Annotated in this window: 10 protein-coding genes; 5 read left to right on the plus strand and 5 right to left on the minus strand. The window is 73.6% G+C overall.

Translation table 11 applies throughout. The features are described from left to right. The first annotated feature begins 33 nt into the window (after positions 1-33). From QC029_RS05615 to QC029_RS05630, 4 genes are all read left to right on the plus strand, one after another. Positions 34-1,233, plus strand: coding sequence for an MFS transporter (locus QC029_RS05615; protein ID WP_279554275.1), 1,200 nt, complete (start codon positions 34-36; stop codon positions 1,231-1,233). 64 nt (positions 1,234-1,297) lie between these two features. Continuing rightward, a complete protein-coding gene (locus QC029_RS05620; protein ID WP_279554276.1) occupies positions 1,298-2,539 on the plus strand; it encodes an MFS transporter in 1,242 nt (413 codons plus the stop codon). Positions 2,540-2,716: 177 nt separating this feature from the next. Then, positions 2,717-4,159, plus strand: a complete 1,443-nt coding sequence (locus QC029_RS05625; protein ID WP_279554277.1) for a solute carrier family 23 protein — start codon at positions 2,717-2,719, stop codon at positions 4,157-4,159. Between the two features lie 186 nt (positions 4,160-4,345). Further along, entirely contained in the window at positions 4,346-5,014 is a 669-nt protein-coding gene (locus QC029_RS05630) for a DUF5995 family protein (RefSeq protein ID WP_279554322.1), read from the plus strand. 71 nt (positions 5,015-5,085) lie between these two features. On the opposite strand, the gene QC029_RS05635 is transcribed toward QC029_RS05630, so the two are convergent. Genes QC029_RS05635 through QC029_RS05650 form a run of 4 tightly spaced genes read right to left on the minus strand, consistent with a single transcriptional unit; the run spans position 5,086 to position 9,905 of the window. Further along, a complete protein-coding gene (locus QC029_RS05635) occupies positions 5,086-6,003 on the minus strand; it encodes a carbohydrate ABC transporter permease (RefSeq protein WP_279554278.1) in 918 nt (305 codons plus the stop codon). Then, positions 6,000-6,968: a carbohydrate ABC transporter permease gene (locus tag QC029_RS05640; protein WP_279554279.1), complete on the minus strand. Its 969-nt coding sequence runs from the start codon at positions 6,966-6,968 to the stop codon at positions 6,000-6,002. Before QC029_RS05640 ends, QC029_RS05635 begins: the two co-directional genes overlap by 4 nt. 10 nt (positions 6,969-6,978) lie before the next feature. Beyond that, positions 6,979-8,343, minus strand: a complete 1,365-nt coding sequence (locus QC029_RS05645) for an ABC transporter substrate-binding protein (protein ID WP_279554280.1) — start codon at positions 8,341-8,343, stop codon at positions 6,979-6,981. Positions 8,344-8,390: 47 nt separating this feature from the next. After that, complete coding sequence (locus QC029_RS05650; protein ID WP_279554281.1) at positions 8,391-9,905, minus strand: alpha-N-arabinofuranosidase; 1,515 nt, start codon at positions 9,903-9,905, stop codon at positions 8,391-8,393. 376 nt (positions 9,906-10,281) lie between these two features. Between QC029_RS05650 and QC029_RS05655 the strand changes: the two genes are divergently transcribed. Further along, positions 10,282-11,325, plus strand: coding sequence for a LacI family DNA-binding transcriptional regulator (locus tag QC029_RS05655; protein WP_279554282.1), 1,044 nt, complete (start codon positions 10,282-10,284; stop codon positions 11,323-11,325). Positions 11,326-11,446: 121 nt separating this feature from the next. Here QC029_RS05655 and QC029_RS05660 read toward each other — a convergent pair whose 3' ends face one another. After that, positions 11,447-13,153 (minus strand): flavin monoamine oxidase family protein, encoded by a 1,707-nt coding sequence (locus QC029_RS05660; protein ID WP_279554283.1) that lies wholly within the window; start codon positions 13,151-13,153, stop codon positions 11,447-11,449. Positions 13,154-13,232: the final 79 nt, after the last annotated feature.

Here is a 13,232-nt window from a genome sequence, read left to right on the forward strand (position 1 = left end):
TCTTTCAGGCAGGCTTCCTGATAGTTTACGCGCATGCCGACTTCCCCCATCCGCCGGGCCCGGCGCTCGGTCGCCCTGGTGTTCGCCCTGCACGGCGCGGTCTCCGGCGGCTTCACCACCCGCATCCCCTGGATCAGGGACCAGCTCGACCTGAGCAACGGCCAGTTGGGGCTCACCCTGGCCTTCCCCGCGATCGGCGCCACGCTCGCCATGCCGCTGGCCGGGCGCATCGTGCACCGCTACGGCGGGCGGGCGGCCGTACGCACCCTGCTCGCCCTGTGGTGCGCCTCCCTCGCCCTGCCCGCCCTCTCCCCCCATCCGGCCGTGCTGTGCGCCGCGTTCCTCGTGCTGGGCGCCACCGCCGGAATGGCGGACGTGGCCATGAACGCGCAGGGCGTGGAGGTGGAGCAGCGCTACGGGCGCTCGATCATGTCCGGGCTGCACGGCATGTGGAGCGTGGGCGCGCTGCTGGGCTCGGCGGCCGGAGTGGGAGCCGTCCACCTGGGTCTGGACGCCCGGATCCACCTGGCGCTGGCCGCCGCCGTCCTGGTCGCGGCCGTGCCGGTGGCCTGCCGCGGGCTGCTGGACGTACGCCCCGCGCCGGAGCAGGAGGCGCCGCCGCGCTTCGCCCTGCCGCCGCGCTCGGCCCTGCTGATCGGCGCGGTGGGGGTGTGCGCGGTGCTCGCCGAGGGTGCGTCGATGGACTGGTCCGGCGTCTACCTCAGGGACGTCACCGGCTCGTCGGAGACGATCGCCGCCGCGAGCTACACCGCGTTCGCCTGCACCATGGCCGCCGCCCGCCTGGCCGGCGACGCCGTCGTACGCCGCCTCGGCCCGGTCCGCACGGTACGGATCAGCGGCGCGCTGGCCACCGCCGGCGGAGCGCTGGTGGTGGTCGCCCCCGGCCCGGTGGCGGGCGTCACCGGCTTCGCGCTGCTGGGCATCGGGATCGCCGTGGTGGTGCCGCTGGCCTTCGCCGCGGCCGGGCACAGCGGCCCGGCGCCCGGCCAGGCCATCGCCGGCGTCGCCACCATCACCTACACCACCACCCTGGCCGCGCCGACCGTCATCGGGCTCCTCGCCGAACTGATCTCGCTGCGGGCGTCGTTCGGCCTGGTCACCGCCGCGACCGCCGTCCTCGTCCTGGCCGCCGGGGTGCTGGGCGTGCCCGGCCGGGGCGGTGTCGTGGCCCGGAGCGCCGGGGATGCGCGGGCGGAACTGCGGGGAAACTGACCGGAGCGGCAGGAGCGGAGACGAGCGGACGGCCCGGCGGGACGGGCCCCGGGGAGGTGCGGCCGTGGAGGGGCGGCGGGAGCCGGACGACGCCGGGCGCGCGCGGGTGGTGCGCGCCCGGCGCGCCGTGGCCGTGGTCTTCGCCGCCCACGGGGCGGCCAGCGGCAGCTTCGCCACCCGCATCCCCTGGATCCAGGAGCACCTGGGGCTGGGCACCGGCCGGCTCGGGCTCGCCCTGGTCTTCGCCACCGTCGGCGCCGCCGCCTCGATGCCCTTCTCGGCGCGGCTGGCCCACCGCCACGGGCCGCGCGCCGCGCTGCGGGTGCTGATGGCGCTGTGCTGCACGGGTCTCGCGCTGCCCGCTCTGGCCCCCGGCTTCGGCTGGCTGTGCGGCGCGCTCCTCCTCTACGGCGCGGGCCTGGGCATCGCGGACGTGGCGATGAACGCCCACGCGGTGCAGGTCGAGGAGCGCTTCGGCCGGTCGGTGATGTCGGGGCTGCACGGCATGTGGAGCGTGGGCGCGCTGGTGGGCGGTGGCGCGGGCGCGCTCGCCGCCCACGTCGCCCTGGACGCCCGGATCCACCTCGCCCTGGCCGCCCCGGTGCTCGCCGCGGTCTCGGTGGCGGCGGCGCGCCGGACGCTGAACGTGCGGACCGGCCGGACGCCGCGGGAGCCGCCGCGCTTCGCCCTGCCCCACCGCGGGATCCTGGCCGTCGGGGCGATCGGCTTCTTCGCGGTCTTCGCCGAGGGCGCGTCGATGGACTGGGCGGGGATCTACCTGCGGGACGTCACCGGCGCCCCGCCGGGCCTGGCGGCCGGCGCGTACACCGCGTTCGCCTGCACCATGGCCGCCGCCCGCCTGGCCGGCGACGCCGTCGTACGCCGCCTCGGCCCGGTCCGCACGGTACGGATCAGCGGCGCGCTGGCCACCGCCGGCGGAGCGCTGGTGGTGGTCGCCCCCGGCCCGGTGGCGGCGGTGGCGGGTTTCGCGCTGCTGGGCATCGGGATCGCCGTGGTGGTGCCGCTGTGCTTCGCGGCGGCGGGCCGTACCGCGTCGGCCGCTCCGGGGCAGGCCATCGCGGGCGTGGCGACGCTGGCGTACGCCTCGGGGCTGGCGGCTCCGGCGGCGGTGGGCTGGACCGCCGAGTTCACCTCGCTACCGGTCTCCTTCGCTCTGGTGACGGTGCTGCTGTCCGGGCTGCTGCTGGGCGCGGGGGCGCTGCGCCCCGGCCCGGCCGGCCCGGTGGCGGACTCGTCGGCGGACCCGGCGGACCCGGCGGGCGCGCGGCCGCCGTCGGGCGGCTGACCGGGCGGGGCGGGAGGCGACGCCGCTGGTCAGGAGGGCGGTTCCGGTGGATCCGGCCATGATCGACCACCTGACATCTCCCGGAGGCGGCCCGTAGCATGTGGACCGGTCGATTCCGATCGCACATCTGATCGCACGCCGGAGCGCGTCGCCGCACGAACACGAAACGGAGCACCCATGGGCCTCGGTCTGCGCTGGACCCTGCACGGCGACGGCCGCACGCCGGCGCCCGGAGCCGTCGTACGGCCCGACGAGCGGCTGTCGTGGCCGCGTACGGCCGGGCTGGGGGCACAGCACGTGGTCGCCATGTTCGGCGCCACCTTCGTCGCCCCCGTCCTCATGGGCCTGGACCCCAACCTGGCCATCATGATGTCGGGCGTCGCCACCATGGTGTTCCTGCTCCTGACGCGCGGCCGGGTGCCCAGCTACCTGGGCTCCAGCCTCTCCTTCGTCGGCGTCGCCGCGGCGATCCGGGCGTCGGGCGGCGACAGCGGGACGATCACCGGGGCGCTGCTGGTGGTCGGCGTGGTGCTGCTGCTGGCCGGTCTGGTGGTGCAGCGGTTCGGCGCGCGGGTCATCCACGCCGTGATGCCGCCCGTGGTCACCGGCGCGGTCGTGATGCTGATCGGCTTCAACCTGGCGCCGGTGACGGCCTCGACGTACTGGCCGCAGGACCAGTGGACGGCGCTGCTGACGATGCTCTTCACCGGGCTCGCCGTGGTGGCGCTGCGCGGCTTCTGGTCGCGCGTGGCGATCTTCCTCGGGCTGGTCTTCGGCTACCTCGTCTCCTGGGTGCTGGACCGGGTCTTCGGGAGGATCCACTCCCCGGCGGGCGGCACCGAGGCCGTCGACCACTGGCGGCTGGACCTCTCGGCGGTCTCCGAGGCCGACTGGATCGGCCTGCCCTCCCTGCACGCCCCCGAGTTCCAGTGGTCGGCGATCCTGGTGGCGCTGCCGGTGGTGATCGCGCTGATCGCCGAGAACGCGGGGCACGTGAAGGCCGTGGGCGAGATGACCGGCGACCCCCTCGACGACAAGCTGGGCACCGCGATCGGCGCCGACGGCGCGGCCACGGTGCTCTCCACGGCGGTCGGCGGCCCGGCCACCACCACGTACTCCGAGAACATCGGCGTGATGGCCGCGACCCGCGTCTACTCCACCGCCGCCTACTGGGCCGCCGCGTGCTTCGCGGTGCTGTTCGGGCTGTGCCCAAAGTTCGGCGCGGTGATCGCCGCGATCCCCGGCGGGGTGCTCGGCGGGATCACCGTGATCCTCTACGGCATGATCGGCCTGCTCGGCGCGCAGATCTGGCTCGCGGGCCGGGTGGACCTGCGCAACCCGCTGAACCTGGTGCCGGTGTCCGCGGGCGTCATCATCGGCGTCGGCGGGGTCAGCCTGGAGATCACCGACAGCTTCGAGCTGAACGGCATCGCGCTGGGCACCATCGTCGTCCTCACCGGCTACCACGTGCTGCGGGCGCTGGCCCCGGCGCACATGCGCGAGCAGGAACCGCTGCTGGACGAGGGCACCTCCTCCTACGACACCGACACCGACACCGGCACCGACACCGGGACGGGCACGGGGACCGGCGCGGGCGGCGCCGAGCCCGGCGGGCGGTAGGGGCGGCCGCTCCCCGGCTCCGCGCCCCTCGTTCGGAGGTCGCCCGATCCGGGGGACTTCCCGCGAAGACGCCTACGTTACGTGTCGTTCTGTCACTCTGAGTGCATGACGATGACGCAGTCCGGGCTCGCCGCCGGGCCCGCAGCCGGGCCCGCAGCCGTTGACGGGGTGGACGGCGTGGACGGGATGATCGCGCGGATGCGCGCGCTGGAGGAGGAACTGCCCCCGCACGACGGGATCGCGGTCTTCAACCGGGTCTACCTGACCGTGACGCTGTCGGTGCGGCGCGGCCTCGTCGACGGCCTCCTCCCCCGCCCCCGTTCCGCCGCGACCCTGGCGGCGGTCTTCGCCGGCCGCTATCTGGCCGCCGTCGACCTGGCCGCCGCCGGGGCGCCCGGCCCCGCCTGCTGGCGCCCCCTGGTCCAGGCGCGCCACCACCCGGGCGTGCACCCGGTGCAGTTCGCACTGGCGGGGATCAACGCGCACATCGGGCACGACCTGGCGCTGGCCGTGGTGGACACCGCCCGGGCGCACGGCTGCGAGCCGTCCGCCCTGCAGGGCGCGTTCGACCGGATCGGGGACATCCTGGTGGAGCTGGAGGAGCGGGTCCGCGAGGACCTGATGCCCGGTCCCGACCCGCTGGACGTCGCCGATCCGCTCACCCACCTGATCGCCGGCTGGAGCATGGAGCGGGCCCGGGACGCGGCGTGGTCGGCGGCGCGCCTGCTGTGGAGCATGCGGCGGCTGCCGGAGCTGGCCGAGGAGTTCACCCGCCGGCTGGACGCGGGGGTGGGCCTGGTGGGCCGCTTCCTGCTCACCCCGCTGGAGCGCTGCCCGGGCACGCGTACGGGGTGAGACCCCCGGCCCCCGGGCCCCGGTCCCCCGGGATCCGCCCGGCCCCCCGGCCCCGGGCGGATCCCGGGGGCTCATCCCTTCAGTCCCGAGCGGGACACCCCCTCGATCACCCAGCGCTGCGCCACCACGTACAGCAGCAGGACGGGGACGCTGGCGATGACGGCCCCGGCCATCAGCAGGTCGTAGCGGATGTTGTTGGCCCCCTGGAAGTTGGCCAGTCCGGCGGGCAGCGTCAGCGACTCGGGGCTGAGCAGCACGTACAGCGGCCACAGGAAGTCGTTCCAGTTGGCCAGGAACGACAGCAGCGCGAGCGTGACCAGGGCGGGCCGGGACAGCGGCAGGACCACCCGCACGAAGATCTGCCAGCGGTTGCAGCCGTCGATCTCGGCGGCCTCCTCCAGCTCGGCGGGCAGCGTCAGGAAGAACTGCCGCAGGAAGAAGACGCCGAACGCGCCGGCCGCGCCGGGGACGATCACCGCGGGCAGGCTGTCCACCCAGGCCAGCTCGTTGACGATCAGGAAGTTGGGCACCAGCAGGATCACCGGGGGCACGAAGAGGGTGGCCACGACGGCGGCGAAGACCGTGCCCCGGCCGCGGAAGTCCATCCGGGCCAGCGCGTACGCCGCCGGGGCCGCGGTGGCCAGCACCAGCAGCGCGTGGGCGCCCGCCGCGAGCAGGCTGTTGAGGAACCAGCGCATGACGGGGCTGTCGGCGGAGCCCAGCACCACCCGGTACGCGTCCAGGGTGACCGGGTCGGGGAACCAGCGCGGCTCGGTGGCCCCGGCCTCGCCGCGCGTCTTGAACGAGGTGACCAGCATGTACAGCAGCGGACTGAGGTAGAGCGCCGCGACGACGGCCAGCACCAGGTGGAGCAGGGAGCGGCGCAGCCGCTTCCGGGCGGTCGGCCCGCTCCGGGCGGGCCGACCGCCGCCAAGGGCGTCCGGCTCGCGGGCCGGGGCGGCGGCGGGGGCGGTGCGGGTGGCGGTCATCGGTCCTCCTGCCGGTCGCGGAAGATGCGGAAGAGCACCGCGCTGGCGGCCATCAGCGCCAGGGCGAGCACGAAGCTCATCGCCGAGGCGGTGCCCATCTCGAAGCGGCGCAGACCGGTCTCGGCGATCAGGAAGATCGCGGTCTTGGTCTCGTCCGCCGGGGCGCCGGTCGTGATCAGGTAGGACTGGCCGAACATGTTGGCCGACGCCAGCATCGTGGCGTTGACCACGAACAGCAGCACCGGCCGCAGCCCGGGCAGGGTGACGTGGACGAACCGGTGCCAGGCGCCGGCGCCGTCGACCCGGGCCGCCTCGTAGAGCTCCGCGGGGATGTCCTGGAGCCCGGCGAGGTAGATCACGGCGTTGAGGCCGAGCGTCCACCAGACGGTGACGCCGACCAGGCCCCACCAGGCGGCGGGGGTGTCGGTGGTCCACTGGACGTCGTCGGGCAGCCCGAGGACGCCCAGGTAGTGGTTGACGATGCCGATGTTGCCGTCGAGCAGGAAGCGCCACAGCAGGCCGACGACGGCGACGCCGAGCACGTACGGGGCGAAGTACACCGCCCGGTACAGGTTGCGCCCGCGGAAGCGCCCGTTCATCAGCATCGCCACGAACAGCGGCACGATCAGCAGGAAGGGCAGCGACAGCGCGGTGAAGATCCCCGTCGCGCGCATCGCCGTCCAGAAGCGCGGACCCTCCACGCCGGACGAGTCGAGCAGTTCGCGGTAGTTGTCGAGCCCGACGAAGGGTTTGGCCGGGATGTTGATGTCCCACTCGTGGAGGCTGATCCACAGGCCGTAGCCGATCGGGGCCAGGACGAAGACGGCGAACAGCGCCAGGTAGGGCGCCATGAACAGGTACGGCGTCCACCACCGGTAGGGGCGGGTGGCCACCCGGGCGGGGGCTCTGCCCGCCCCCGCTCCCGGGGTCTTGGTGGTCGGCCGTGCGATCAGCCGCGGTGCCACGTCGGATGCCTCACTTCGCGTACTTCTGCTGGTTCTCCGCCAGGAGCTTGTCGGCCGTCCGCACGCCCTCGGCCAGCGCCTCGGCCGGTGCGGCCCGGCCCAGGACCGCCTTCTGGACGGCCAGTTCCAGCGCCTTGGACTGGACGTCGCCGACGCCGGGCAGGGCGGGCAGGAAGTGGAACGCCTCCACGTCCCGCGCCAGGGCGATCTGCGGCAGCTTCGCCACCTCGCCCTCGGCGCGCACGGAGTTGCGGGCGGGGATCATCCCGGCCTTGGCCCACTCGGTGGACTGCTTGCTCATGTAGTCGATGAAGAACTTGGCGGCCTGCACCTTGTTCTCGTCCCTGGCGGCCTGCGAGGTGAGCACGAAGTTGTGCGAGGCGCTCCACACGGCGGCCTTCCCGCCGATCACGGGGACCGGCGCCATCCGCCAGTCCAGCTTCCCGGCGTTGGCCTTCAGGTCGTTGATCTGCCAGATGCCGTCCCAGGTGAAGCTGACCCCGCCGTTCTTGAAGGCGTTGTACTGCGCGTCCTGGGCGACCTGGCCGGGGCTGTACCCCTTGTCGATCTGCTCCCGCATCCAGCTCAGCGCCTCGACGCCGGCGTCCGAGCCCCACAGCGCCTCCGTGCCGTCCTCGCTGTACAGCTCGCCGCCGAACTGCCACAGCAGGGACATGAACATCAGGTGCGCCGGCCACTTGTTGGGCATCCAGAACGGGTGCTTGACGCCCGCGTCCGCGAGTTCGGCGAGCGCGTCCTCGTAGCCGGAGCGGTCGCGGGGCGGTGCGTCCAGACCGGCGCGGGTCAGGTGCCTGGCGTTGGCGTAGTCGGCCAGGCAGTGCACGTCCAGCGGGACGCTGTAGCGCTTGTCCCGGTAGACGCCGGCCTGCCAGACCGCCGGGATGAAGTCCGACTCCTTCATGCCCAGCGAGGAGACCACGTCGTCCAGCGGCACGAGGGTGCGGCGGGCGGCGAAGGTGGCGACCCAGTCGTTGTGGATGACGGCCACGTCGGGGCCCTTGCCCGCGGTGATGGCGGTGGGCATCGCCGGGTAGAGGTCCTGCCACTGGCGGGTGGTGTTCCGGACCTCGATGCGGCCGGCGTACTCCTTGTTGAACGCCTGGACCATGGCGCGCATGTGCGGGCCGTCGCCGCCGGTGAAGCCGTTCCAGTACTGCAGGGTCACCTTCGGCCCGTCGTACTCGCCCCCCTCGAAACGGGGGGCGTCGTCGAGGGAGCCGTCGGTGGAGCCGTCGGCGCCCAGCTCGGTGCCGCCGCCGCAGGCGGTGAGCAGGCCGGTTCCGGCCAGGGCGCCGGCGGCGCCGAGGAAGGCCCTGCGCCGCATGTTCGTACCGTACGGGGATGTACCGCTCATGTTCTGCTCCTCGGGAGGGAGTCGGTCTGTCGGGGGCGGCGGGGCTGTCAGCCCGCGGGGTCCGTGGCGAGCCGGATCATGGTCCAGGAGGCCGGCGGCAGTTCCACGGTGAGGGCGCCGCCGTCGGTCCCGGTGCCGCCGACCGGGCGGGGGGTCACGCGGTCGGGGTGCTCGGCGGTGTTGGCCGCGCCCGGGTCGTCGTCGGCGAGCACCAGGTGCTCCACCACCCGGGCGCCGGGGAAGGGGCGCAGTCCGGCGGTGAGGGTGAGGGGGGAGGTGCGGTCGCGGTTGACGGCGAACAGGGCGATCGCGCCGCTCTCCTCGTCGTGGGTGGCCGTGGCCCACAGCGCCGGGACCTCCCCGTACTCGGCGGTCTCCACCACCGGCGAGTCCGGCTCGACGCGCAGCACCGTGCCGCGGGCGTGGCGGGCGGTCTGCGCGAAGGGGTGGAAGATCGTCTGCCGCCAGGCGGGGCCGTCGGGCTCGGTCATGATCGGGGCGATGACGTTGGCGAGCTGGGCCTGGCAGGCGGCGCCGACCCGGTCGGCGTGGCGCAGCAGGGTGATCAGCAGGCTGCCGACGACGACGGCGTCGGTCACGTCGTAGACGTCCTCGATGAGCCGGGGGGCGGGCCGCCAGTCCAGCGAGTCCTCGCCTCCGAAGCGGCTCTGGTACCACACGTTCCACTCGTCGAAGGAGAGCTTGATCCTCTTGCGGCTGCGCAGCTTGGCGCCGACGTGGTCGGCGGTGGCCGTGATCGCGTCGATCATCCGGTCCATCCCGGTGGCGCTGGCCAGGAAGGAGTCGGCGTCGGTGCCCTCGGGGTCGTAGTACGCGTGCAGGGAGATGTAGTCGGCGAACTCGTAGGTGTGCTCCAGGACGGTCGCCTCCCAGGAGGCGAAGGTGTCGATGTGGGCGTTGGAGCTGCCGCAGGCGACCAGTTCCAGGGAGGGGTCGAAGCGCTTCATCGCACGGGCCGTCTCGGCCGCGAGCCGGCCGTACTCGTGGGCGGTCTTGTGGCCCATCTGCCAGGGCCCGTCCAGTTCGTTGCCCAGGCACCACATGCGGATGCCGTGCGGGTCGGGCACGCCGTGCGAGCGGCGCAGCTCGGAGTGGGCGGTGCCGCCGGGGTGGTTGGCGTACTCCAGCAGGGCCAGGGCCTCGGGGGTGCCGCGGGTGCCGAGGTTGAGGGCCATCATCGGCTCGACGCCGGCCCTGGCGGTCCAGGCCATGAACTCGTTGAGGCCGAAGGCGTTGCTCTCCACGCTGCGCCAGGCCAGGTCCAGGCGGGTGGGGCGCTCCTCGCGGGGGCCGACCCCGTCCTCCCAGCGGTGGTTGGAGACGAAGTTGCCGCCGGGGTAGCGGACGAGGGTGACGCCGAGTTCGCGGACGAGGTCCAGCACGTCGGTGCGGAAGCCGTCCGCGTCGGCCGCCGGGTGGCCGGGCTGGAAGATCCCGGTGTACACCGTCCGTCCCATGTGCTCGACGAACGAGCCGAACAGGCGCCGGTCGACGGCGCCGACCCGGAAGCCGGGGTCGAGGGTGAGACGGGCCGTGGGCATGGGCGCTCCCTGGTGCTCGAGGGGACGGGGCGTACCGCGGACGGGAGGGGGAGGACGGTCCCGTCCGCGGGGCACGCTCACCGCGTACGGGTCCGCTGCCGCGGGCCGTCGGCCGCGGTTCCCTCCGGTGGTCCCGGACGGGCGGCGGACCGGGCGGCTGCCGTGCGCTGATACGATTACATCGTTGAAACAGCGTTGTAAATAGCTCCGACACCGGTTCTTCCGAACCGGATGGGCCCGCCCGCGGGGAGCGCGGACGCGCCACGTGTGGCACCCGGTGCCGAGTCGGCCCGCACCGCGCGCCGGTGATGTGCCAGGGTGACCCGTACCGCTTCGCGAAGGGGCACCGATGGGTGCCGGGTGGAGGTGATGAGAGGTGGGCGCCAGCCTCAAGGACGTGGCCGCACGGGCCGGGGTCTCGGTCAAGACCGTCTCCAACGTGGTCAACGGCTACACCTACGTGGCTCCGCACACGCGGGAGAAGGTCGAGAAGGCGCTGGCCGAGCTGGAGTACCGCCCGAACCTCTCCGCCCGCAACCTGCGCCGCGGCCGCACCGGCGTGATCGCCCTGGCCCTCCCCGAGCTGGACGCGCCGTACTTCGCCGAGCTGTCCCGGTTCGTCATCGACGCCGCCGTCGAGCGCGGCTGGACGGTGCTGATCGACCAGACCGACGGTCTGGCCGACCGCGAGCGCGAGGTGCTCCAGGGCATCCGGGAGCAGCTCATCGACGGGCTGATCTTCAGCCCGATCGCCGTCGGCCGGGAGGAGCTGGCCGCCCGCACCGACAACACCCCGCTGGTGCTGCTCGGCGAGCGGATCCTGGACGGGCCCACCCACCACGTGGCCATCGACAACCAGCGGGCCGCCCGCGAGGTGACCGAGCACCTGATCTCGCTGGGCCACACCCGCATCGGCGCCATCGGCGCCCAGGACAGCCCCGGCGCCAACACCGCCCGGCTGCGGCTGGCCGGGTACCGGCAGGCGCTCCGGGCCGCCGGACTGCCCTACGACGAGCGGCTGGTCCCGCCGACCGGGTCGTACCACCGCGCCGACGGCGCCGCGCTGATGCGCCGCCTGCTGGATCTGGACGAGCCCCCGCAGGCCGTCTTCTGCTTCAACGACCTGCTGGCCCTGGGTGCCCTGCGCACCGCCCTGTCCGCCGGGCTGAGGGTGCCGCAGGACGTGGCGGTGGCGGGGTTCGACGACATCGAGGACGGCCGGTACAGCACCCCGACGCTGACCACGATCTCCCCGGACAAGGCCCGGATCGCCCGTACGGCGGTGGAGCTGCTGGACGCCCTCATCGGCGGCACCGGCCGCGGCGGGCGGCGGGCGGACGGCCCGCCGGAGGTGCGGGAGGTCGAGGCGGACTACCGGCTGATCGTCCGGGAGAGCACGGTCGGCGCGGGAGGGGCGTGACGGGGACGCCCTCCCGCGCCGCTCCCCTCCCCCGCGCCGGCCCGCCCCGCACTCCCGCCGGGCCCCGGTCGCGCTGCTCGGTCCTCGCCCAGTCCTCGCTCGGTCCCCGCTCGATCCCCGCTCAGTCCTCGGGGAGTTCGACCGGGGCGATCTCGTCGTAGACGTCGCCCGGCCCGGGGTTGGCGGCGTCGGTGGAGCCGCCGAGGTGGTTCATCACGCCCCACACCGCGTTGAGCGCCGTCTGCACCGCGCCCTCGGCCCAGCCGGCCGTCCAGGAGATGTCGTCGCCGGCGAGGAAGATGCCGCGCTTGTCCTCGGGCAGCCGGTCCTGCACGAAGTGGGTGAACAGCCGCCGCTGGTAGCGGTAGTGGCCCGGCAGGTTCGCCTTGAAGGCCCCCATGAAGTAGGGCTCGTTCTCCCAGGAGACGGTGACCGGGTTGCCGATGATGTGCTTGCGGATGTCGACGTTCGGATAGATCTCCCGCAACGACTTGAGCATGACCTCCAGCCGCTCCTGCGGGCTCAGCGGCAGCCACTTCAGGGAGTCGTCGCACCAGGTGTACGACAGGCAGATCACGGCGGGCCTGTCCGGTCCGTCGTCCAGCAGGTACGTGCCGCGCGTCATCCGGTCGGTGAGCGTCATGCTCATCGTGTCGCGGCCCGTGCGCTCGTCCTTGTCCAGCCAGAAGGGCCGGTCCACCGGCACGAACAGCTTGGAGGACTCCATGTAGTGGGTCCGCTCGATCGCCGTCCAGTGGTCGATGGGGAACAGGTCGTCGTCGCAGTCGATCTTCGACAGCAGCATCCAGGACTGGGCGGTGAAGATCGCCGCCCGGTAGGTGCGCACGTCGCCGGTCGCGTCGGTGACGGTGATGCGGTTGCCCGCCGTGCGGTGCAGCCGGACCACCGCCGGGCGCGGGTCGCCGCCGTGCAGGGACTTCAGCGAGGTCCCGAGCGGCCAGTGCACCAGCTTGGCCGGCTCGCGCTCCCACAGCCGCAGCGGGAGCTGCTGGCTGCCGCCGACGATGCCGCGGTGGTCGTCGTCGGCGCCGGTGTAGACGACCCGCAGGATCTCCAGGATGGAGTTGGGGAAGTCGGTGTCCCAGCCGCCGGTGCCGAAGCCGACCTGGCCGAAGATCTCCCGGTGGCGGAAGGAGGAGAACGCCGGGGAGTCGCACAGGAAGCCGTAGAAGGTCTGGTTGTCGAGCTTCTCCACCAGGCGCGACCAGATCTCGCGGATGCGCGCCACGTCGCGCGTCCGTATGGCCTTCTGCATGTCGGAGAAGTCGGCGCCCTCCTCCAGGCAGGCGTTCCAGGCGTCCATCACCTGGTGGTAGACCTCCGGCAGGTCGTCCAGGGTCCGGGCGTAGTGGGACTCGCCCTTGAGGTCGACGACGGTGGAGGGTGTCTCGGGGGCCAGCGGGTTGGGGAACGGCTTCGTCTCCAGGCCCACCAGGTCCGCGTAGTGCCAGAAGGCGGTGGAGGACGGCGGGAAGCGCATCGCGCCCATCTCGGCGGTCAGCGCGGGGTCGCAGCCCTCGAAGCGGGCCGTGCGCAGCCGCCCGCCGATCCGGTCGGCCTCGTAGACCACCGGCTTCAGACCCATCTTCATCAGCTCGTACGCGGCGACGATCCCCGACAGGCCGCCGCCGATGACCGCGACCTCGGTGCCGTGCTCGGTGGCGGGCACCTGGCCGAGGCCGGCGGGGTGGGCGAGGTAGTCGTCGTAGGCGAAGGGGAAGTCCGGGCCGAACATGGTGACGGGCGGCTCGGTCTGCGCCCGGGCGTGCTGCTCGTCGTGGACGGCGGCGGGCACCGTGGAGGTCATGGGCGGTTCTCCTGGGTGGTACGTGGCGGGCCGGGTCCGGGCGGTCGGCCCGGACCGGTGGTCGGCTGCGGGGTGGGGG

This window comes from Streptomyces sp. DH37, from assembly GCF_029813835.1.
GTDB lineage: Bacteria > Actinomycetota > Actinomycetes > Streptomycetales > Streptomycetaceae > Streptomyces.